At 70.8% G+C, this 22,280-nt stretch carries 17 protein-coding genes; 5 read left to right on the top strand and 12 right to left on the bottom strand.

From position 1 onward, the window contains the following. Positions 1-26: 26 nt before the first annotated feature. From AB0I18_RS05830 to AB0I18_RS05880, 11 genes are all read right to left on the bottom strand, one after another. On the bottom strand, positions 27-1,496 hold the full coding sequence (locus AB0I18_RS05830) for an aldehyde dehydrogenase family protein (RefSeq protein WP_363104112.1): 1,470 nt from the start codon (positions 1,494-1,496) through the stop codon (positions 27-29). A gap of 175 nt (positions 1,497-1,671) precedes the next feature. After that, positions 1,672-2,637, bottom strand: coding sequence for an ABC transporter substrate-binding protein (locus AB0I18_RS05835; RefSeq protein WP_363104113.1), 966 nt, complete (start codon positions 2,635-2,637; stop codon positions 1,672-1,674). 156 nt (positions 2,638-2,793) lie between these two features. Beyond that, the gene (locus tag AB0I18_RS05840) at positions 2,794-4,722 is read right to left on the bottom strand and encodes an ABC transporter permease subunit (protein WP_363104148.1); all 1,929 of its coding nucleotides are present in this window, start codon (positions 4,720-4,722) and stop codon (positions 2,794-2,796) included. 262 nt (positions 4,723-4,984) lie between these two features. Next, positions 4,985-6,085: a glycine betaine/L-proline ABC transporter ATP-binding protein gene (locus AB0I18_RS05845; RefSeq protein WP_363104114.1), complete on the bottom strand. Its 1,101-nt coding sequence runs from the start codon at positions 6,083-6,085 to the stop codon at positions 4,985-4,987. Next, complete coding sequence (locus tag AB0I18_RS05850) at positions 6,085-7,632, bottom strand: GMC family oxidoreductase N-terminal domain-containing protein (RefSeq protein WP_363104115.1); 1,548 nt, start codon at positions 7,630-7,632, stop codon at positions 6,085-6,087. Before AB0I18_RS05850 ends, AB0I18_RS05845 begins: the two co-directional genes overlap by 1 nt. Before the next feature lie 163 nt (positions 7,633-7,795). Next, positions 7,796-8,986, bottom strand: coding sequence for an aromatic ring-hydroxylating dioxygenase subunit alpha (locus AB0I18_RS05855; protein ID WP_363104116.1), 1,191 nt, complete (start codon positions 8,984-8,986; stop codon positions 7,796-7,798). An 11-nt stretch (positions 8,987-8,997) separates the two neighbouring features. After that, positions 8,998-10,152: an N-methyl-L-tryptophan oxidase gene (gene solA / locus AB0I18_RS05860; protein ID WP_363104117.1), complete on the bottom strand. Its 1,155-nt coding sequence runs from the start codon at positions 10,150-10,152 to the stop codon at positions 8,998-9,000. Positions 10,153-10,277: 125 nt separating this feature from the next. Then, positions 10,278-12,752: an FAD-dependent oxidoreductase gene (locus AB0I18_RS05865; RefSeq protein ID WP_363104118.1), complete on the bottom strand. Its 2,475-nt coding sequence runs from the start codon at positions 12,750-12,752 to the stop codon at positions 10,278-10,280. Between the two features lie 58 nt (positions 12,753-12,810). Then, positions 12,811-13,452: an MBL fold metallo-hydrolase gene (locus AB0I18_RS05870; RefSeq protein WP_363104119.1), complete on the bottom strand. Its 642-nt coding sequence runs from the start codon at positions 13,450-13,452 to the stop codon at positions 12,811-12,813. After that, positions 13,449-14,534, bottom strand: coding sequence for an S-(hydroxymethyl)mycothiol dehydrogenase (locus tag AB0I18_RS05875; RefSeq protein WP_363104120.1), 1,086 nt, complete (start codon positions 14,532-14,534; stop codon positions 13,449-13,451). The genes AB0I18_RS05870 and AB0I18_RS05875 overlap by 4 nt, the downstream gene beginning before the upstream one ends. Positions 14,535-14,769: 235 nt before the next feature. Beyond that, positions 14,770-15,588 carry an IclR family transcriptional regulator gene (locus AB0I18_RS05880; protein ID WP_363104121.1) on the bottom strand — a complete coding sequence of 273 codons (819 nt, stop codon included), beginning with the start codon at positions 15,586-15,588 and terminating at the stop codon, positions 14,770-14,772. Between the two features lie 213 nt (positions 15,589-15,801). Between AB0I18_RS05880 and AB0I18_RS05885 the strand changes: the two genes are divergently transcribed. Genes AB0I18_RS05885 through AB0I18_RS05895 form a run of 3 tightly spaced genes read left to right on the top strand, consistent with a single transcriptional unit; the run spans position 15,802 to position 17,713 of the window. Then, entirely contained in the window at positions 15,802-16,116 is a 315-nt protein-coding gene (locus AB0I18_RS05885) for a bifunctional 3-phenylpropionate/cinnamic acid dioxygenase ferredoxin subunit (protein WP_363104122.1), read from the top strand. Continuing rightward, positions 16,113-16,532, top strand: coding sequence for a hypothetical protein (locus AB0I18_RS05890; RefSeq protein ID WP_363104123.1), 420 nt, complete (start codon positions 16,113-16,115; stop codon positions 16,530-16,532). Before AB0I18_RS05885 ends, AB0I18_RS05890 begins: the two co-directional genes overlap by 4 nt. Then, entirely contained in the window at positions 16,529-17,713 is a 1,185-nt protein-coding gene (locus AB0I18_RS05895; RefSeq protein WP_363104124.1) for an FAD-dependent oxidoreductase, read from the top strand. The genes AB0I18_RS05890 and AB0I18_RS05895 overlap by 4 nt, the downstream gene beginning before the upstream one ends. Before the next feature lie 65 nt (positions 17,714-17,778). Here the strand turns inward: AB0I18_RS05895 and AB0I18_RS05900 are convergent, their stop codons facing one another. Continuing rightward, a complete protein-coding gene (locus AB0I18_RS05900; protein WP_363104125.1) occupies positions 17,779-18,441 on the bottom strand; it encodes a hypothetical protein in 663 nt (220 codons plus the stop codon). A 423-nt stretch (positions 18,442-18,864) separates the two neighbouring features. Here AB0I18_RS05900 and AB0I18_RS05905 point away from each other — a divergent pair, with 423 nt between their 5' ends. Both AB0I18_RS05905 and AB0I18_RS05910 read left to right on the top strand, forming a co-directional pair. Beyond that, the gene (locus AB0I18_RS05905) at positions 18,865-21,834 is read left to right on the top strand and encodes a nitrate- and nitrite sensing domain-containing protein (protein WP_363104149.1); all 2,970 of its coding nucleotides are present in this window, start codon (positions 18,865-18,867) and stop codon (positions 21,832-21,834) included. After that, positions 21,831-22,271, top strand: coding sequence for a roadblock/LC7 domain-containing protein (locus AB0I18_RS05910; RefSeq protein WP_363104126.1), 441 nt, complete (start codon positions 21,831-21,833; stop codon positions 22,269-22,271). The genes AB0I18_RS05905 and AB0I18_RS05910 overlap by 4 nt, the downstream gene beginning before the upstream one ends. Positions 22,272-22,280 lie beyond the last annotated feature (9 nt).

The raw sequence follows: 22,280 nt of genomic DNA on the forward strand, positions 1-22,280 counted from the left end.
TCCCAAGGCACCTGACGTCCCAGGGGTTACGAGAACCAGCCCTGTGGAACCGGGTTCGTGTTGCGCCAGATGTGCTTCGGTTCCTGGTACTCGGCCAGGCCCGTCGGGCCGAGTTCGCGGCCGAAGCCCGACTGCTTGAAGCCGCCCCACTCCGCCTGCGGAACGTACGGGTGGTAGTCGTTGATCCAGATGGTGCCGATGCGCAGCTTGGAGACGACCCGCTGCGCGCGTGCCTGGTCGGTGGTCCAGACGGCACCGGCCAGACCGTAGACGGTGTCGTTCGCGAGGCGGATCGCGTCGGCCTCGTCGGTGAAACGCTCCACCGTGAGGACGGGGCCGAAGGACTCCTCATGGATGACGGACATGTCGGCGCGGCACTCGTCGAGGACCGTGGGGAGGTAGAAGAAGCCGTTCTCCAGGGCCGGGTCGCCGGTCGGGCGGGCGCCGCCGCAGCGCAGCACCGCGCCCTCCGCGAGCCCCGCCGCGACATACGCCTCGATCTTGCCGAGATGCTGGGCCGAGATCAGCGCACCGGTCTGCGCGTTCTCGTCGAACGGCCCGCCGAGCCGGATCAGCTGGGCCCTGCGCACGACCTCGTCCACGAACCGGTCGTGCAGCGAGTCCTCGACCAGCAGCCGGGCGCCCGCCGAGCAGACCTGCCCGGAGTGCAGGAAGACGGCGGTCAGCGCCATGTCGACGGCGGTCTCGAAGTCGGCGTCGGCGAAGACGATGTTCGGGTTCTTGCCGCCCAGTTCCAGCGCGACCTTCTTCACGGTTCCCGCGGCCGTGGCCATCAGCCGACGGCCGGTGTGGATGCCGCCGGTGAAGGAGACCATGTCCACGTCCGGGTGGTCGGCGAGGGGTGCGCCCGCCTCGGGACCGGCGCCCAGAATCAGGTTCGCGACCCCAGCCGGAAGTCCGGCCTCCGCCAGGAGGCGGACCAGGTGGATCGCGGTGTGCGGAGTCAGCTCGCTCGGCTTGAGGACGAAGGTGTTGCCCGCGGCGAGGGCCGGGGCGACCTTCCAGGCCGTCTGGAGGAGCGGGTAGTTCCAGGGGGTGATCAGGGCGCAGACGCCGACCGGCTCGTACACGACCCGGCTGTCGGCCTCCGGATTGCCGGTGTCGATCACCCGGCCCGCGTCGGCGGCGGCGAGGCGCCCGTAGTAGCGGAAGCAGGCGGTGACGTCGTCGATGTCGTACGCGCTCTCCACCAGCCGCTTTCCGGTGTCCAGGGACTCGGAGCGGGCCATCTCCTCCTTGTCCCGCTGGAGCAGGTCCGCCACGCGCAGCAGCAGGGCGCCGCGCTCCGCGGCGGGAGTGGTCGGCCAGGGGCCCTCGTCGAAGGCGTGCCGGGCGGCGGCGATCGCCTCCACGGTGTCCTTGCCGCCGGCCTCGTCCACGACCGCGACCAGGGTGCCGTCGGCGGGGCAGCGGATCTCGCGGGTCCGCTCGTCGAGAGCGGACCTCCAGGTTCCGCCGATGAAGAGCTCGGGCATCGTGCTTCCTCCTGGAAGGGGCTGATCGGGGGCTGTGCTGCCTGGGGCCGGGGTTCACCCCGGCCGCGCCCCGCCCCTCGGTGGTGGGGCGGGGCGCGCGGTGTGCCGTTGGGCCGTCAAGGACTGACCCGCGCGGGACAGTACCTATACGGGTACGGGTCTACGGCCTACGGTTTTACGCCGGCAGCCAGGTCTTCACGACGTCCTGGTTGGCCTCGACCCACTTCTTCGCCGCCGCGTCCGGGGACATCTTGTCCTGGGCGATCATCTTGGCGACCTCGTTCTGCTGCTCCGCGGTCCACTTGAAGTTCTTGAGGAACTCGGCGGCCTTTCCGCCGTCCTTGGCGAAGTCGGCGTTGAGGAACTTCTGCAGCGGGGTGTTCGGGTAGGCGCAGGCGACCTTCTTCGGGTCGGCGTCGCAGCCCTCCTTGTACGGCGGCAGCTTCACCTCGACCATCTCCACCTCGGCGTTGAGCCACTGCGGGGTCCACCAGTAGGTGAGGAAGGGCTTCTTGCTCTTGGCGTTCTGCTGGATCTGGGTGATCTGGGCGGCCTCGGAGCCCGCGTAGACCGTCTTGAGGTCCAGCTTCAGGTTCTTGATGATGGCGTCGTCGAAGGTGACGTAGTCCGGGGACCCTTCGAGCAGCTGGCCCTTGCCGCCGCTCTCCGAGGTCTTGAGGTCGCCCGCGTACTTGCTGAGGTTCTTGTAGTCGGTGACCTCGGGGTTCTCGTCGGCCCAGTACTTGGGGACGAACCAGCCGATGTGGCCGGTGACTCCGAGATCGCCCGCCGCCACGACGGTCTTCTTGTCCGTGACGTACTGCTTCTCCTGCTCGGGGTGGCCCCAGTCCTCCATGATCGCGTCGAGCGTGCCCTTGCTGAGCGCGTCCCAGGCGATGACCTCGCCCATCTGCTTCGTCTCGACCTTGTAGTCGAGCTCGGTCTCCAGCACGTACTGGGCGACGGCCACGTTGGCCTCCGCGCCCACCCAGGAGGGCTTGGTGAGGGTGATGGTGTCGTTGCTGCCCGAGGAGCTGGACTTGCCGGTGTCGGCCGCGCCGCAGCCGGCGACGGCGGTCAGGCCGAGACCGGCGGTGAGGGCGAGGGCGGTGCGGAGTATGCGGCGTTGTCTGGTCTGCACGATGAGTTCATCCTTAGCTTGCTCAAGCCCGGTTACCTGCGTATCCGGGTGCTTGCCTGTGTGCGTGTCTGCCTGTGTGAGTGCTTGGCAGGGGGCGTGGTTGCCTTGAAGTTCATTGCCCTGCAAGGGAGTTGACCGGTTTCGGCTGGTGGCCCGCTAGTTGTCCTTCCGTCGTGCCGGGGCGGGCTGGCTCACCCGGTCCAGGACCAGGCCGAGGCAGACGATCGCCGCGCCCGCCACCAGGCCGACGCCGAGGTCGCCGCGGGACAGGCCGTACACGACGTTGTAGCCGAGGGCTCCGCCGCCGACGAGGCCACCGACGATGACGACGGCCAGGACGAGCACCACACCCTGGTTGACGGCGAGCAGCAACGCGGGCCTGGCCAGCGGCAGTTGGACCTGGCGCAGCTGCTGCATGCCGGTGGCGCCCAGTGAGCGGGCGGCCTCCAGTGCGGCCGGGTCGGTCTTCTTCAGACCCTGGGTGGTGATGCGGACCACGGCGGGCAGGGCGTACGCGACGGCCGCGGTGATCGCGGCGGCGCGCCCCACGCCGAACAGTGCGACGACGGGGATGAGGTAGACGAACTGCGGCAGGGTCTGGAGTACGTCGAGGACCGGCCGAAGCGTGCTCTCCACCCAGGAGACGCGGGCGGCGAGGATACCGATGGCGACGCCCAGCACCAGGGTGAGGGCCAGCGCGGCCAGCACCTGCGACAGCGTGTCCAGGGTGGCCGGCCAGACGCCGAGTACACCGGTGGCCGCCAGCGCCGCGGCCGCGCCGAGCGCGGTGCGCCAGGTGCCGGCCAGCAGGGCGAGACCCGCCACGAGCAGGAGCAGCGACCACCACGGGGCGCCCTGCAGGGCGTCTCGGAGCGGGTTCAGCACCCAGGAGGTGAAGTTGGACGCCCAGACCTCGGTTCCGCCGAGCACGGGGACGTCCGCGTGCAGGTGGTCGACCATCCAGTCCTGGAAGGAGTTGACGGAGCCGGAGATGTCGTACGTCCAGGCGTCCGGCCATTCCGCGGCGCCGGCCAGCTTGCCCGCCACGACGGCCACCACGGTCCCCGCGGCGGCCAGCGCCCAGGCCGGGCCGCCACGCAGCAGGCCGAGGCCGTCGGTGGCCGGGGGCGCGCCGATCTGCTCGCCCGCGGCCTCCGTCGTACGGTCCAGCCATACGGCGATCAGCACGATCGGGATGCCCGCGGCGAGTGCCGCTCCGACGTCGACGGTGGACAGCGCGGAGTACACCTCGTCGCCGAGGCCGCCGGCGCCGATCACGGACGCGATGACCACCATGGAGAGGGCCATCATGATCGTCTGGTTGAGGCCGAGGAGCAGTTCCTTGCGGGCCAGCGGCAGCCTGGCCGTGCGCAGCCGCTGCCAGCCGCTCGCGCCGAGCGAGGCCGATGCCTCGAGGACGGCCGGGTCGGCGCCGCGCAGCCCGAGCGAGGTGAGGCGCGCCATGGGGGGCGCGGCGTAGATCACGGTGGAGAGCAGGGCGGCGGGCGATCCGGTGCCGAAGACCAGCACGAAGGGGAGGAGGTAGGCGAAGGCCGGGAGCACCTGCATGGTGTCCAGAACAGGGCGCAGAAGCCGGTCGAACCGGTCCGAGAGACCGGCCGCGAGGCCGAGCAGGACACCCACCACTGCGGAGACGGCGACCGCGACGACCATGAGGGACAGCGTCGTCATCGCCGGGTCCCACATGCCGAGCAGTCCGCAGCCGGCGAAGGCTCCGAGCGCGATCGCGCCGACCTTGAGCCCGGCCCGGCCCGCGCCGCCGGCCCGCCAGGCGATCAGTACGGCCGCGGCGGTGACGCCGACCCAGCCGAGGAAGTCCAGCAGCTGGTAGACGCCGTCGACGGCGTCCACCGCGGTGTTGCTGATGTGCAGCAGGAAGTACAGGAAGATCGGGCTGGTGTCGCGGTTGTCCACGATCCACTGGCTGAAGTCGTCCAGCGGTCCGGAGACGTCCACCCCCAGCGCGCCCGGCCAGCTGTCGCTGCCCCACAGGACGGCGGCGAGCGGCACCAGCACCACCGCGAGGGCGGCCAGGCCGGTCAGCCGGCGGTTCGCCGGACGCATCGCGCCCAGCCGGGCCCGCAGTACGGCCCAGGCGCCGACACCTCCGGGGCCGCCCGGCGGGGAGTCGATCTTCTCCGGATGTTTCGCGCCGTCCGTCTTGGCGGGGATCAGGGTGCTCATCGGGCGCTCACCGCCGGTATTCGGTGGGCCTGCGTGCCCCGGGCGCCGGTGTGCGACGTACAGGAAGCGGGCCCACAGGCAGCAGACGTACAGGAAGCAGACGTACAGGCAATAGACGTACGAGCAGCGCAGTTATGTGTGATCACGCGGCCGCACCCGCCTTCGGCGACGGGGAATCGATCCCCGCCACCACGGCGAGCAGGGCCTCGTGGTCGACGATGCCGAGTAGCTTGCCGTCGTCCATCACCCGTGCCGGGGCGCCGTCACGGGCGACGGCCTCGATGGCGGTGGCGACCGTGGACGCCGGGGCGACCTCGGGGCCGAGGTCCGACTCGCCGTCGCGTGCCGGCCGCATGGCCGTACGGGCGGTGATGACCTGCTCACGGGGTACGTCGCGGACGAAGTCCCGTACGTAGTCGTCGGCCGGGGAGGCGACGATCTCCTCCGGGGTGCCGCACTGCACGATCGCTCCGTCGCGCATCAGGGCGATCCGGTCGCCGAGCCGCAGGGCCTCGTTCAGGTCGTGCGTGATGAAGATCATCGTGCGCCCCTCCTCGCGGTGCAGGCGGATGACCTCCTCCTGCATGTCGCGGCGGATCAGCGGGTCCAGGGCGCTGAACGGCTCGTCGAACAGCAGGACTTCGGGGTCGACGGCGAGCGCGCGGGCCAGCCCGACGCGCTGCTGCTGACCGCCGGACAGCTGGGTGGGGCGGCGGTGCTCCATGCCTTCCAGGCCGACCTTGGCGATCATCTTCATGGCCTGCGTGCGGCGTTCCAGCTTGCCGACGCCCTGGATCTCCAGGCCGTAGGCGATGTTGTCGAGGACCGAGCGGTGCGGCAGCAGTCCGAAGTGCTGGAAGACCATGGCCGCCCGGTGCCTGCGCAGCTCGCGCAGCCGGGTCTTGTCCATGGCGAGGACGTCCTCGCCGTCGATCTCCAGCCCGCCGGAGGTGGGTTCGATGAGCCGGGTCAGACAGCGTACGAGGGTGGACTTGCCCGAGCCGGACAGGCCCATGACAACGAAGACCTCACCCTGCCGAACGTCGAACGACACATCGCGTACGGCGACCGTGCAGCCGGTGCGGCGGCGCAGCTCGTCGGCGGGCAGGTCCGCCAGGTCACTGCCGGGGACGCGCTCGGCCTTTGGCCCGAAGACCTTCCAGAGATCGCGGACGGAGAACACGGAGGCGGCGCTGTCCCGCACCGTCTCCTCTTTCTCCTTTTTCGTCATGGATGTGGACATCAGGCATCGTCTCCGGGAGTGATGGTCCGGCTGAGCAGATCGGCGCACTTCTCGCCGACCATGAGGACCCCGAGCATCGGGTTGACGGCGGGGATGGTCGGGAAGACGGAGGCGTCGGCGATCCGCAGACCACCGACCCCGCGCACGGTCAGATCGGGGGCGACCACGGCGAGCGGGTCGTCGGCGGCCCCGATGCGGCAGGTGCCGGCGGGGTGGTAGACGGTGTGCGCCACCTTGCGGGCGTACTCGCCGAGTTCCTCGTCGCCGGTGAGCTCCGGACCGGGGCACACCTCCCGCTTCAGCCAGGAGGCGAGCGGTTCGGTGCGGGCGATCTCGCGGGCGATGCGGATGCCGTCCACCAGGGTGCGGCCGTCGTAGTCGTCCTCGTCGGTGAAGTACCGGAAGTCGAGGGCGGGTTTGACGGCCGGGTCGGCACTGGTGAGGTAAAGGCGGCCGCGGCTCTTCGGCTTGGGGATGTTGGGCGTCATCGACACGCCGTAGCGCGGCTTCTCGTAGCCCAGGCGCTCGGGGTTGTCGGTGAAGGGTATTTGGTAGAAGTGGAACATCAGATCCGGACCCTTGGAGGCCGGGTCCCGGCGCACGAACAGACCCGCGTCGGAGTCCATCGCGGAGTTGTCCGGTATCGGACCGTGGGTCTCCCACACGATCACCGACTCCGGATGGTCGAGGAGGTTCTCGCCGACTCCGGGCAGGTCCTGGACGACGGGGATACCGAGCGCCTCAAGGTCCTGCCTGGGTCCGATGCCGGACAGCATCAGCAGCCGCGGGGTGTCCACCGCGCCCGCGCAGACGATGACTTCGCGGGCGGCGGTGACGGTCGTCTCCGTACCGTCCTTGGTGCGCACGCACACCCCCGTGGCCCGGCCGCCGTCCATCTCCAGGCGGAACGCCCATGTCTCCAGCATGAGGTGGAGGTTGGGGCGGTCCAGGAAGGGGTGGAGGTACGCGACCGAGGCGGAGGACCGCTTGTTGTCCTCCGGGTGGTACGCGAGGTCGAAGAAGCCGACGCCCTCGTGGAAGGGCTTCTTGTTGAAGCCCTCGACACGCGGCACGCCCACGGCCTCCGTCGCGGCCTCGACGAAGTCGCGGGCGATCGCGTTGCGGTCCTTCTCGTCGACCGGGACGATGTTGTTCAGCAAACGGTCGTAGTACGGGTCCATGGACGCGGCGTCCCAGCCCTCGGCGCCCGCGTCCGCCCACTCGTCCCAGTCGGACGGCAGGGGCCTGAAGCTGATCACGGTGTTGTGGGACGAGCAGCCGCCGAGCACCCGGGCGCGGCTGTGCCGGATGTGGGAGTTGCCACGCGGCTGAGGGGTCGTCGGATAGTCGTAGTCGAGGTCACCGCCGAGCAGGCCCAGCCAGCGGCGCAGCGTCAGCACCTCCGGCCGGTCCACGTCGGACGGACCGCCTTCGATGACGGCGACACGGACCGACGGGTCCTCGGTGAGGCGGGAGGCGACGACCGAGCCCGCGGTACCGCCACCGACGACCACGTAGTCGTAGTCGGGTCTCTCCTGCTGGGACATCGGTTGTTGCTCCTTGTCGTGCTTGCCGGGAGAGGCCCCGGCCCGACGCCGCGGCCGGACGGCTCGCGACGTGGGGGTGGGGCGCCTTCCCTAGACTTCTGAAGTCATTCACGATCAGGGCCTGATGTGGCCTTGCTCACATGAGCACGGCATCTTCCGTGTCCTAGGTGTTCTCCGCGTTCTGTGTGCCGTCCGCACCGTTTCCGGCGCCGAGCCGCTGCGTCAGCCAGTGGTGGAACGCGCCGATGTGGTGCTCGCTGGGCACCAGCACACCACCGGAGCGATAGGCCCGCGAGTCCATCGCAGGCTGAGTACGCTCGCAAGCGTCGAAGTCCTGAACGTTAACACGATGAAACAGTTCGACGGATTTCGAGACATCTGCCCCGGAATCGACGATCTCGGGCGCATACAGCCAGTCACACTCGACGACGGTGCGGTCCTCCGCCATCGGGAACATCCTGTGCATGATCACGTGGTCGGGCACCAGGTTGATGAAGACTTGCGGCCGAACCGTGATGGCGTAGTAACGGCGGTCCTGTTCCTCGGCGATGCCGTCGAGCCGTCCGAAGCCCTCGGTGCCGTCGACGGTGAAGCCCCGCACCTCCTCGCCGAACTCGGCGCCGTGGCCGACGAAGTACTGGGCGGCGTAGCCGTCGGCGAACTCGGGGAGGACCTCGGTGAGTTCGGGGTGGATCGTCGCGCAGTGGTAGCACTCCATGAAGTTCTCGACGATCAGCTTCCAGTTGGCCTTCACGTCGTAGGTGACGCGCTTGCCCAGGGCCAGGCTCTCGGTGCGGTAGCGCTCGATGGACGCGACGTCGCCGAGGCGCTCGATCGTGGCGCCCATGACCGTCTCCTCGAAGGAGGGGGGCTCGTCCGCCAGACAGAGCCAGGCATAACCGAGCCACTCCCGCAGGGCGACCTTGACCAGGCCGTACTCGGTACGGTCGACGTCCGGCATCCGCACCAGGTTGGGCGCGGCGATGAGTTTGCCGTCGAGGTCGTAGGTCCAGGCGTGGTACGGGCACTGGAGGTTGCGCCGCACCTCGCCGGACTCCTCGGTGCACAGCCGGGCGCCGCGGTGCCGGCAGACATTGAGGAAGGCGCGCAGTTCCCCGGTGCGGGAGCGGGTGACGAGGACGTTCTCGCGGCCGATCTGGACGGTACGGAAGGCCCCGGGCTTCTCCAGATCCGCGGCGCGGACGGCGCAGAACCACATCGTTTCGAAGATGTGTTCCTGCTCCTGGCGGAAGATCGCGGGGTCGGTGTAGTAGTGGCCCGGCAGGGTGGTCACCAGGCTCGGGGCGAGCGGGGCGGGGGTGATCTGCTCGGGGGAGACGGGGATCGTCGTCACGGGGGTACTCCTCAGGCGGGCGCGGCGGCGAGGCGGAGTGGATCGAAGAGGCCGATCGGGTGATCGGTCGTGCCCGTCAGGGCGAGATCGGCGAGGATCTCGCCGACGACCGGCACGAACTTGAAGCCGTGCCCGGAGAACCCGCAGGCCACGGTCACGGACTCCGGGTGCGCGGGATGCCGGGCGATGACGAAGTGCTCGTCGGGGGTGTTGGAGTACATGCAGGTGGCGGCCTTGAGGAAGGTGCCGGGCAGGTCCGGGATGCAGCGGGACATGTGGTCCGCCATGTCCTGGATCTCGCCCTCGTGGACGGTCCGGTCGATGGTCTCCGGAGTGCAGATCTGGCCCTTGCGGAAGAAGGCGACCTTGGCGCCCAGCTCCGGGCCGTCGATGGACGGGAAGCCGTAGACCTGGACCCCGGCCGCGTCCTCCCAGATGTAGATCGGGTGCTTCCGTGGCACGAAGGGCTGGACCCCGCCCTTCGGCTGGAACCAGTACATGACCTGCCGCTCGATGGTGAAAGGCACCCCGAGATCGGTGAGCAGCTGCGGCGCCCACGCCCCCGGACAGATCACCAACTGGCCTGCCGTGTAGGTGTTCTCGGCCGTGTGGACGCGTACGCCGTCCTTGTACGGCTCCCAGCGCGTCATCGGCTCGTCGAAGTGCAGCTCGGCGCCCTGCTGGGTGGCCAGTTGAAGGTGGGCCGCGACCATGTTCTCGGGCCGGACCAGGCCGGCCTTCCGCTCGTAGAGCGCGACCTCGTCGTCGTTCGGGTTCAGCGTCGGGAAGCGGCGGCGGATCTCGGCCGCGTCCAGGATCTCGTGGGGCAGGTCCCACTGGGTGGCGGAGCGCAGCGACCCGGCGAACGTCTGCGAGTCGGGAGCGCCGATCATCACGCCACCGCAGAGCGTCGCGATGGTCCGGCCGGTGGCCCGCTCCACGTCCTCGTACAGCTCGTAGGCGCGCAGCAGCAGCGGCACGTACGCCGGGTCCTCGAAGTAGGACTGCCGGGTGATCCGCGAACCGCCGTGGCTGGAGCCGCGGTTGTGGACCGGGCCGAACTTCTCCAGCCCGAGCACGCGGGCACCGCGCGCGGACAGATGATGGGCGGCGGCGCTGCCCATACCGCCGAGACCGATGACGATCACGTCGTAGGTTGGGGACACGAGGGACCTCCTGAGCTCGTAGTGCTGCGGGGCGGGGTCCCCATCGGCGCGCCCCGCAAGGGGCGCGGGGAACTGCGCGACCAGCCCCCACAACCCGCACCTGATCACTGGACCTAGCGGAGCGATCAGCGGCGAATGCGGGTCATCTTCGGGTCGAAGAGCGGTTCTTCGGCGACGGTCGCCGGGACCTTCTCGCCGAAGTACTCGACATGCACACCCGTTCCCGTGAGGAGAGGCGGCAGCCAGGCGTACGCGACACAGCGGCCCAGCGTGTAGCCGTACGAGGCGCTGGTGACGTAGCCCGCCGGGGCGCCGTCGACGTACACGGGCTCCTTGCCGAGCACGACGGACGCCGGGTCGTCGAGGAGGAGCGGGGTGAGTCTGCGCGTCGGTTCGGAGTGGCTCAGCAGTGCCGACTGGCCGAGGAAGTCGCCCTTGTCCAGGCGGACCGCGAAGCCGATGCCCGCCTCGTACGGGTCGTGCTCGTCGGTCATGTCGACGCCCCAGGCGCGGTAGCCCTTCTCCAGACGCAGGCTGTTGAACGCCGAGCGCCCGGCCGCGATCACGCCGTGCTCCTGGCCCGCCTCCCAGAGCGTGTCCCACAGGCGCAGCCCCAGGTCGGCGCTGGTGTAGAGCTCCCAGCCGAGCTCACCGACGTACGACAGGCGCATCGCCGTCACCGGGACGTGCCCGAGGTATGTCTCCTTCGCACGGAAGTAGCCGAAGCCCTCGTGCGAGAAGTCGTCGCGGGCCAGCGGTCGGACGAGCTCGCGGGCGAGCGGGCCCCAGACGCCGATACAGCAAGTGCCGGAGGTGATGTCCCTGATCTGTACGTCCGCAGGGGCGTGCCTGGCCAACCAGTCCAGGTCGGCAGGGGAGTTGGCACCCACCTGGAAGCGGTCGGGGCCCAGGCGCGCGACGGTGAGGTCGGAGCGGATGCCGCCCGTCTCGTCGAGGAGCAGGGTGTAGGTGACCGCGCCGGGCTTCTTGCGGAGGTTGTTGGTGGTCATGCCGTGCAGGAAGTCGAGGGCTCCGGGGCCGGTGACCTCCAGGCGGCGCAGCGGCGTCATGTCGTACAGCGCGACCTTCTCGCGCGTCGCCTTCGCCTCGGCCGCCGCGATGGGCGACCAGTAGCGGGCCGACCAGGCATCGCGCTCGGGGAGCCCTTCGAGCGCGTCGACGAGCGGGGCGTTCGCCTCGTACCAGTGCGGGCGCTCCCAGCCGCCGCCCTCCAGGAAGTACGCGCCCAGCTCCTGCTGGCGGGCGTAGAAGGGGCTGACGCGAAGGGGCCGCGGCTGCTCCATCGGCTGGAGCGGGTGCAGCACGTCGTACACCTCGACGAACTGCTGCGAACCGCGTTCCCTGACGTACGAGGGTGAGCGCTGTACGTCCTCGAAGCGGGTGAGGTCGCACTCGTGGGCGTCGGTCTCCGGGCGGCCGTGGACCATCCACTCGGCGACCGCCTTCGCGACGCCGGCGGAGTGTGTCACCCAGACGGCCTCTGCCAGCCAGAAGCCTTTGAGCGCACGGGACTCGCCGAGCACCGGCATGCCGTCCGGTGTGAAGGAGAAGACGCCGTTGAAGCCCTCCTCGATCTCGGTCTCGCGCAGCGCGGGCATCAGCCGGCGGCAGTCGTCCCAGCTCGGCGCCCAGTCCTCCTCGGTGAAGGGGAGCGAGGACGGCATCTCCAGGTCGCTCGCGCGCGCCTCGTCGTAGCCGAGGATCGCGAACGGGTCGACGGGGAGCGGCTTGTGGGCGTAGCTGCCGATGCCGATGCGGTCGTGGTGCTCGCGGAAGTAGAGGTCGCGGTCCTGGAAGCGGAGGATGGGCTTCGAGGCCTCGGTGGTGGCACCGGCGATGGAGTCGGCGGTGGTATCGGCCAGTTCGGGGAGGGGCTTTGTCTTCGCGTACTGGTGCGCCAGCGGTTGCAGCGGTACGTCGACTCCGGCCATGCGGCCGATGACCGGGCCCCAGAAACCGGCGGCTGAGACCACGTGGTCGGCGGGGAAGGTGCCCTGGTCGGTGACCACGGCGGTGACCCGGCCGGCCTCCTGCTCGATCCCGGTGACCGTGTGCCGTTCCAGGAAACGGGCGCCGCGCTTCTGGGCCAGCTCCATCTGGGCACGGGCCGCGAGCAGGGCGCGGGCCAGCCCGTCGTCCGGCGTGTGGAAGCCGCCGAGGACGGCCGACTCGTCGATGAGGGGCCAGAGTTCCTTGCAGCGGGCCGCGCTGACGATCTCGCCGCGGATGCCCCAGGAGGCGGCGTAACCCGCCTTGCGGTGCAGGTCGGCCAGGCGTTCCGGGGTCGTCGCCAGTTCCAGGCCGCCCACCGGGTTGAAGCAGGAGACGCCGTCCACCTCAAGGGAGTTGAACTTCTCGACCGTGTACCGGGCGAAGGCCGTCAGGGTCTTGGACGGGCTGGTCTGGAAGACCAGGCCCGGCGCGTGCGAGGTGGAGCCGCCGGGAGCGGGCAGCGGCCCCTGTTCGAGGACGGTGACGTCGGTCCAGCCGCGGGCGGTCAGCTCGTCGGCGAGGGAGCAGCCGACGATGCCGGCGCCCACGATGACCACGCGGGGATTGGTTTCGGGCGTGCTGGACATGCCCCTCCTTGTCGTGGTGGGGAGTCGTGGCGGGTGACCGTGGAAGGGGTGAACGCGCCTATGGGGCAGGGACGTTGGGGCGCTCGGCGGCGATCGTGGTGTCCTCGCCGTGGCCGGTGTGGACGACCGTGCCGCCGGGCAGCGTGAGCAGCCGGTCGCGGATGGAGGCCTCGATGGTGGGCCGGTCCGAGTAGGAGCGGCCGGTGGCGCCCGGCCCGCCGTGGAAGAGGGTGTCCCCGGTGAAGACCGTGCCGAGGAACGCGGCGTACAGCGAGCAACTGCCCCAGGTGTGCCCGGGGTTGTGGATCACCAGGAGCTCGATTCCGGCGACGGCGATGCGCTGTCCGTCGGTGAGTTCGCCGTCCGGCTTGCGGTCGGGGTGGGTCGCGGCCCACAGCTCGATGTCGTCGGGGTGCAGGAGCACGGGCGCGCCGGTGAGGTCGGCCAGTTCGGCCGCCGCGTCGACGTGGTCGTCGTGGGCGTGGGTGCACGCGATGGCGGTGACCCGGCGGCCGGCGACGGCCGCGTGGATCGTAGGGGCGTCATGGGCGGCGTCGACGATCAGTACCTCTTCGTCGTCGCCGACCAGCCACACGTTGTTGTCGACCTCGAAGGTGTCGCCGTCGAGGCTGAACGTGCCGGAGGTGACGACGCGTTCGACGCGGACACGGTGATTCCCTTTCGCGTCGGCCGCGGTCACAGGACCACCACCGAACGCAGCACCTCGCCGCGGTGCATCTTCGCGAACGCCTCCTCGACCTGGTCGAGCGCGATGGTCTCGGTGACGAACGCGTTGAGGTCCAGCAGGCCGTAGAGGTACTGGTCGATGAGGAACGGGAAGTCGCGGCTGGGCAGGCAGTCGCCGTACCAGGACGACTTGATCGCGCCGCCACGGGAGAAGACGTCGATCAGGGGGAGTTCGACCTTCATCTCCGGGGACGGGACACCGACCTGGACCAGCAGGCCCGCGTGATCGCGCATGTAGAAGGCCTGTTTGAAGGTCTCAGGGCGGCCCACCGCGTCGATGGCGATGTCGACGCCGAAGCCGTCGGTCAGCGCGCGAACGGCCTCTACCGGGTCGGTGCCACGGGAGTTGACCGTGTGGGTGGCGCCGAACTTCTCGGCCTGGTCGAGCTTCTTGTCGTCGATGTCGACGGCGATGACCTTCATGGCGCCGTTCAGACAGGCGCCCGCGATCGCCGCATTGCCGACGCCGCCGCAGCCGATGACGGCGACCGTGTCACCGCGCCCGACATTGCCGGTGTTGACGGCCGCGCCGTAGCCGGCCATCACTCCGCAGCCGATCAGGCCCGCGGCCTCGGGGCGGGCCGCCGGGTTGATCTTCACCGCCTGGCCGGCCGCGACCAGCGTCTTCTCGGCGAAGGCACCGATCCCGAGGGCGTTGCTGAGCGGGGTGCCGTCGAGGAGGGTCATCGGCTGGGCGGCGTTGCGCGAGTCGAAGCAGTACCAGGGGCGGCCGCGGCGACAGGAGCGACAGGAACCGCAGGGCGCGCGCCAGGCGAGGACCACGTAGTCGCCGGGGGCCAGGTCGGTGACGCCGTCGCCGACCGCCTCGATCACGCCGGCCGCCTCATGGCCCAGCAGGAACGGGAAGTCGTCGTTGATCGCGCCCTCCCGGTAGTGCAGATCCGTGTGGCAGACCCCACAGGCCTGCACGTTGACGAGCACCTCGCCCGGACCCGGATCGGGAACGACGATCGTCTGCACCTCGACGGGTGCGCCCTTCTTCAGGGCGACTACGGCACGGACCTCGTGTGGCACGACCAGCTCCTCTGCTGTTGCGCAGTGCACGATGGGTTGCGCTATGAGGAACATAGTGAGAACGCCCCCGAGGGGTCGTCAAGAGGGGCGGGTTAACCCTTGGCAAATGAATCGGCGGGCGCGAAATCTCCCCGACACACAGAAGCGCGGGGCCGGCTGCTCCTGACCCCGCGCTCTGTCCCTGCTGGCCCCGGGTTCGATCCCCGGCTGGGCTCGGCGTCTGCCGACGGCTCCGTCAGAGGCCGTATCCCATCCGGCGCGACAGGTCGGCGGCGGCCACGACCGTGCGCTTGGCGAGTTCGGGCAGCCGGTCCGCGTCGAGCCGGTAGACCGGGCCCGAGACGCTGATCGCGCCGATCACCTTGCCGTCGTGGGCGCGCACCGGGGCGGCCGCGGCGGCCAGGCCCAGTTCCAGCTCCTCCTGAGCGGTCGAGAAGCCCTGCTCGACCACGGCGTCCAGTTCGGCGCGCAGCGCGACCGTGCCGGTGATCGTGCGCTCCGTGAAGCGCGGGAGCGGCCTGGCCAGCAGTCCCTCGCGGAGCGTCGGCGGCAGATGGGCCAGCAGCATCTTGCCGCTGGAGGTGGCGTGCAGCGGTGTGCGTCTGCCCAGCCAGTTCTGCGCGGTGACGGACGAGGCGCCGCGGGCCTGCATGATGTTGACCGCCGCGTCGTCGTCCAGGACCGCGATGTTGACGGTCTCGCCGAGCTCGTCCGCGAGCGCGCGGCACACGGGTGCGCCCTCCTGGGAGATGTCCAGGCGCGCTGCCGCCGCCCCCGCTAGGCGTAGCACGCCGGCGCCCAGGTAGTACTTCCCGCGGTCCTTGGCCTGGGCGACCAGCCCGCGGTTCTCCAGCACTCCGAGGAGCCTGAAGGCGGTGGACTTGTGCACCTCCAGCTCGTCGGCGATCTCGGTGACGCCCGCCTCGCCGTGTCTGGCGAGGATCTCCAGCACGCTCACCGCGCGGTCCACCGACTGGACGGCGCTCCCCGCGCCCCTGCTCGTCTTCTCCGGTGTCTCCTCTGTGCGGTCAGCCTGCTTCTGAGTGCGGGTCATAGCTCAACTCTCACCACTTGGCGGCCTTGTTTGGGCCGCATCTGCCGGAAGCCCTTGACGTGACGGGCACCCCGCGCGGATTCTGTTGCGCATAGCGCTCCCTCGTGCGCCATGCGAAACATCATGTTACCGAAGAGTCTGGAACCGGGTGGGCCCGGCCAGACCGGACCTGTGAGGTCCCGGACCGTGCGTCCTGGACCGAGAGGGGGGCCCGTGATTCCCGTCTGCCGCCTTGATGACCTCCCTGAGGGCGAATCCGTCCGTATCGATACCTCGCCGCCCATCGCCGTGTTCAACGCCGACGGCGAGCTGTACGCCATTGATGACACCTGCACCCACCAGGATGCGTCTCTCTCCGAGGGCTGGCTGGAGGGCTGTCTGGTCGAATGCCCGCTTCACGCCGCCTCATTCGATCTCCGTACCGGTCGGCCGACATGCCTTCCCGCCCGCCGACCCGTCCGCACCCACCGTGTCACTGTCGACGACGGCATCGTGCACGTCCACGTGGCGGCCGAGGAGGCGGCATGAACCTCCCTTGCCCTTGGGGCGGGACCGCGCGCGTGACGGCCCACGGTCATGCGGGGCAACCCGCTTCCCGCCCGAGCCGGTCACCTGCGGCCGAGCGCGGCCACCTGCCGCGCGCCCGCACTGCCGGACCTGTCGGAGTCGCCGGCGGGTTCCCCACGGGCGACCCCGACCCCGACCCCGACCCCGACCCCGAGCCCGGGTCCGGGTCCGGGTCCGGGCTCGGGCTCGGGGTCGGCAGCGCCGCCGACGGGTTCCCCATCGACGACGCTGCGCGCGGGCCGGGGCGCGGGTACGGCAGTGCCGCGCGCAAGCCCCGGCAGGCCCGCACCGCCCCCGAGTGCGAGCTCGCCCGTACTGTTCGCGCCCCCGACGCCGCCCGCGCAGCATCCACTCCCCGGAAGGAACGCCACGCATGAGGACCGTGACCGTGGTCGGTGCCTCGCTCTCCGGCCTGTACGCGGCCCGCGAACTGCGTGCCCAGGGATTCGACGGACGGCTGGTGATCGTCGGAGACGAACCGCACCGCCCGTACGACCGCCCGCCGCTGTCCAAGGACTTCCTCACCGGCCGGACCGACGAGGACCAACTCGCCCTCACCGACGCCGAGGAGACCGCCGAACTCGACGCCGAGTGGCTCCTGGGCGTCCGGGCCCGCGGCCTGGACGCACGCGGCCGCACCGTCCTCCTGGACGACGGCCGCACCGTCTCCACCGACGGCGTGGTCATCGCCACCGGCGCCTCGGCCCGCAGGCTCCCCGGCTGCGACCTCGCGGGGGTGCACACCCTGCGCACCCTCGACGACGCCCGCGCCCTGCGCGCCGAACTGACCGCGGGACCCCGCCGGGTCGTCGTCATCGGCGGCGGCTTCATCGGTGCCGAGACCGCGTCCTCGTGCGCCGGTCTCGGCCACGACGTCACCGTCGTCGAGGCCGCCCCGCTGCCGCTGGTCCCCCAACTCGGCCCGGAGATGGCCGCCGTGTGCTCCGCGCTGCACGGCCGCGGTGGCGTCGACCTGGTCACGGGCACCGGCGTCGCCGGGCTGCGCGGCACGGTCGCGGTCACCGGTGTGGAACTCGCCGACGGCCGTATCCTCCCCGCGGACGCGGTGATCATGGGCGTCGGCGCCACCCCCAACACCGACTGGCTGGCGGGCTCGACCCTGGCGCTGCACGACGGAGTGCTGTGCGACGACGGTTGTGTGACCGGACTGCCGCAGGTCGTCGCCGTCGGCGACGTGGCCCGCGTCGGCGGAACCCGCGCCGAGCACTGGACCAGCGCCACCGAACAGCCCCGGATCGCCGTACGCAACCTCCTCGCCGGGTACACGGCCGAGACCGTGCGCCCGCTGCCCTATTTCTGGTCCGACCAGTACGGAGCGCGGATCCAGTTCGCCGGCCGGCGCCTGGACACCGACACCGTCCGCATCGCGGAGGGCGCGATCACGGACGGCGCGCCGGACGAGGACGGCTTCCTGGCTCTGTACGAGCGGGACGGCCGCACCACCGCGGTGCTCTCCGTGAACCGCCCGCGCCCGTTCATGCGGGCCAGGCGCGAACTCGTGCGCGGGGTGAGCGTGGTGGAGGCAGCCGCCTCGTAAGGGGGTGACGCCTGGCGACCTCCGAGGCTGGGCGTCGCCTGTCGGCCCGCACGGGCAGGCGTCGCTCAGGAATGCGACAACTGCCCCGCGCCGCCGCCCTGTCGACTTATCCGCTCCTTGGCCCGCTCCGACGTCCGCTCCTGGCGCCGGGCCCTGCGCCGCTCGCGCCGCAGGGCCCGCGCCGAGCTGCTCGGCACCGACACCACGCCGTTCCGCTGGTTCCACACCTGCCGGGTCACCCACACGTCCAGCGCGCCCCAGGTGGCCACCACCGTGCTCGCCACGCTGCTCAGCACCATGGGGAACGCGAGCCAGGAACCGGCCAGCGTGCACAGGAAGGCGACCATCGCCTGGATCAGCGTGACGGCGATGATGATGACGGCCCGCACCGCCGACGTGCGCACGGGATCGGGCAGCCGACGCCTGCGCGCGGGCTCTTCGATCCACAACGGCCGGTAGTACGGCGGCTCTTCGGCCTCCGCCCACTCGGCCTCGGTCTGCCCGGACTCGGTCCGTCCGGCCTCCGCCCGCTCGGGTTCGGCCTGCCCGGCCTCCGTCGGTGGCGCTTTCCGCTGTCCCGCTTCCGTCTGCTGTTCGGCCTCCGTCGCCGGAGTGTCCGCTCGAATGTTCACCGGAATGTCGTGATCCGGTGCCTCTGGACCCCGCTCCGCCTCAGCCGTCGCCGTGACGCCCGTCCGGGGTGTCTCCTGCCGCTCCGCCGTGCCCATCAACTTGTCACTCCCCACCGCCCAGCAGCCGCTCGCTCCGGTGTCACGAGACTTCCGGCTTCCCTTTGGCTGCCCGGCTTGCGCTGTTTTACGCCGCCTGGGCGCGGCATGCGGCACATGCTGCCGATTCCGCCTCCAACTTCCATACAGAAAGACGATCGACGTAACCCGAAGATTCCCGCGGACCGAAAAATTCCGGCCAACTGATCCTCTTTGCGGACCGGATGGCGCCCGGTGTCCCGTGTCGGATTCGGGGAGGCAATCTCCCGCAATGAACGGACAACTGCGGATGTCCTGTTCCCGCCGCGGACCGAGTAGGCCCGGACGGGCCTTCGAGATACCCCTGTGTCAGTAGTAGGCTCACGGCGTTTGTTGACGTACATGTGTGCGCCCCGCCCGGCGGGGGCCGAGCTGGGGGAGGCCATGCGCTTTCGCGGGAAGTCCATCCGCCGGAAGATCGTGGCGCTGCTCCTCGTGCCGCTGTTGTCCCTGACCGCGATCTGGGGTTTCGCCACCGTTCTGACGGGGCGCGAGGTCAACCAGCTCTTCGACATGACGTTCGTCGTCCAGGAGGTCGGCTACCCGACCGAGGACGTGGTCAGCGTCCTGCAGGACGAGCGCCGCCAGACCCTCGTCTACCTCGCCGACCCCCGTGCCTCCGACGCGCTCACCGATCTGCGGCGCACCCGTGACGCCACCGACGAGATCGTGGCGAAGATCCGGGGGAACGCCAAACACACCGACGTACTGGACGAGATGGGCGCGGACAACGCCGAGCGCCTCACCGCGATCCTGGACGCCTTCGACACCATCGGTCCGCTGCGCCAGAGCGTCGAGGACGGCACTGTCACCCGTGCCCAGGCCCTCGGCCTCTACAACGACCTGGTGGACCCCTGTTACGTCCTCCTGGCCAACCTCCAGGTCCTCGACAACGTGAACGTGGACAAGGAGGGCCGCGCCCTCGTCAACATGTCGCGCGCCCGCGAACTGCTCGCCCGCGAGGACGCCCTGCTCGGCTCCGCACTCGTCGTCGGCCGGGTCACCCGCGACGAGGCCCGCGACGTCTCGGACCTCGCCGCCCAGCGCACGCTCATGTACGAGACCAACCTGCCGCAGCTGCCGTCCGCGGAGCGCGAACGCTTCGCGCTCTACTGGAAGAACGCCGCCACGGCGCCGCTGCGCTCGGCGGAGCAGTCCGTCATCGCCTCCGCGCCCGGTTCGCCGCGCGGAGTCACCGCGAAGAGCTGGGACGGCGTCGCGGGCGACGTCCTCGACGGTCTCGACAAGCTCGACGACCAGGCGGGCGACCGCTTCCAGGACCGCATCCGCCCCGTCGCGGTCGGCGTCATCGTCAAGGCCGCCATCGCCGGCGTGCTCGGCCTCGCCGCACTGCTGCTCTCACTCTTCATGTCCGTACGCATCGGCCGCGCCCTCATCCGCGACCTGCGCCGGCTCCGCCTGGAGGCCCACGAGACCGCCGGGGTCCGGCTGCCCAGCGTGATGCGCCGCCTCTCCGCGGGCGAACAGGTCGACGTGGAGACCGAAGTCCCGCGTCTGGAGTACGAGAAGAACGAGATCGGCGAGGTCAGCCAGGCCCTCAACATCCTCCAGCGCGCCGCAGTCGAGGCCGCCGTCAAACAGTCCGAGCTGCGCAGCGGCGTCTCCGAGGTCTTCGTGAACCTCGCCCGCCGCAGCCAGGTCCTGCTGCACAAGCAGCTCACCCTGCTCGACACCATGGAGCGCAGGACCGAGGACACCGACGAACTCGCCGACCTGTTCCGCCTCGACCACCTCACCACCCGCATGCGGCGGCACGCCGAGGGCCTGGTGATCCTCTCCGGCGCGGCCCCGTCCCGGCAGTGGCGCAAACCCGTCCAGCTGATGGACGTCGTACGCGCCGCCGTCGCCGAGGTCGAGGACTACGAGCGCATCGAGGTGCGGCGCCTGCCGCGGATGGCCGTCACCGGGTCCGCCGTCGCCGACCTCACCCACCTGGTGGCCGAACTCCTGGAGAACGCCACGGTGTTCTCGCCCCCGCACACGGCCGTCCAGGTGCTCGGCGAACGCGTCGCCAACGGCTTCACCCTGGAGATCCACGACCGCGGCCTCGGTATGGCCGCGGAGGCACTCCTCGACGCCAACCTGCGGCTCGCCGAGACCCCCGAGTTCGAGCTCTCGGACACCGACCGGCTCGGTCTCTTCGTGGTCAGCCGGCTCGCCCAGCGGCAGAACGTACGCGTCTCCCTGCAGCCGTCCCCGTACGGCGGGACCACCGCGGTGGTCTTCGTCCCCGACGCGCTGCTCTCGGACGACGTGCCCGACACGAACGGGGTGGGCTTCCGGCTCGACCGGGCGCTCGCCCCGAAGGAGGGCGACGCGGGCCGCAAGGCCGCGCTGTCCCAGGTGCCGGTCCAGCTGCCGGGCGGGTCGCCCTCGATCCTGGACGGGCCGGTCGAGTTGGAGGCACCGGTCGAGATGGACGCCCTCGGCGACTTCTCCGGCGCTCTCGGCGACGAGGACAGCGAACGCGGCGGCATGTTCCGCCCGCGCCGCTCCATCGCCGGGGTGCCGGGGGAGCAGCACCAGCAGGCACGGGAGGCGGCGCCGCGCGAGCCGGCCCGCCCGGGCGAGGACGACGGCCCCGGCGGGCCCGTGGCACTCCCGCGGCGCCGGGCCCCCAAGCTCGTCAGCTCCCACGGCCGCCCGGTGACCCAGACCAAGCCGTGGCGCGACGAGGCGACGGATCGTGCGGACGCCGACGACGTGGCGGAGCTGCCTCAGGCGGCCCAGGAGCCGGCCGAGCGGCCGGGAGTGCTCGAAGAGCTGCCGAAGCGGTCGAGGAGCGCCAATCGGCTGCCGTCGCGCCGGGATGCGGAGGACTCACCGACCACCCGGCGGGGTACGGCCGACGAAGGGCGCACGGGCGCCGGACCGGGGGACCGTGACGTGGATCCCCGCAAGGCCCTGGGGCGTCGCGCGGAGCGCACCGAGCCGACGGGCCGTGGTGCCGAGTTCGGCGGCGGAAGGCCCGCCCGCGGGCCGGAGGCCACCGGAGCGGGGAACGGCGAAGCACCGGCCCTTCCCCAGCGCGCCGCACGTCGCGCTGGGGCGCCGGGCACCCCGGCGGCCGGGGGCGGAGGCGGCGGCACCGGTGCGCTGCCCCGCCGTGTACGGCAGGCCAGCCTGGCGCCACAATTGAAGGACGGCCCCGACCGGCGTATCCAGCGCGACGTGGCCCGCACCGCGGACCCCGAGGAGCGCGACGCCGACGAAGTACGCAGCCGCATGGCCTCGCTCCAGCGCGGCTGGCAGCGGGGCCGTGACGAGAACGCCGCGGGCGACGACGCCCAGGGCGGCACAGCACCAGGAACGACTAAGGGGGACGGTCGATGACCGATCCGAAGGCCACCGGCCGCACCACGACCAGCACGGCAACGGGGGAACTCAACTGGCTCCTGGACGACTTGGTGGAGCGCGTCGCCAGCATCCGCAAGGCTCTCGTGCTCTCCGGCGACGGTCTTCCCACCGGGGTCTCCACTGACCTGACAAGGGAGGACAGCGAGCACCTTGCCGCCGTCGCGTCCGGGTTCCACAGTCTCGCCAAGGGAGTCGGCCGCCACTTCGAGGCGGGCAGCGTCCGGCAGACGGTCGTCGAACTCGACGAGGCCTTCCTGTTCGTCACGGCCGCGGGCGACGGCAGCGCTCTCGCCGTCCTCTCGGACGCCGACTCGGACGTCGGGCAGGTCGCGTACGAGATGACTCTGCTGGTGAAGAGGGTCGGCGCACATCTGGCCGCCGCTCCGCGCACCGAACTGCCCTCGGGCGGGTAGTGGGATGGC

Source organism: Streptomyces sp. NPDC050704 (assembly GCF_040654355.1).
GTDB lineage: Bacteria > Actinomycetota > Actinomycetes > Streptomycetales > Streptomycetaceae > Streptomyces.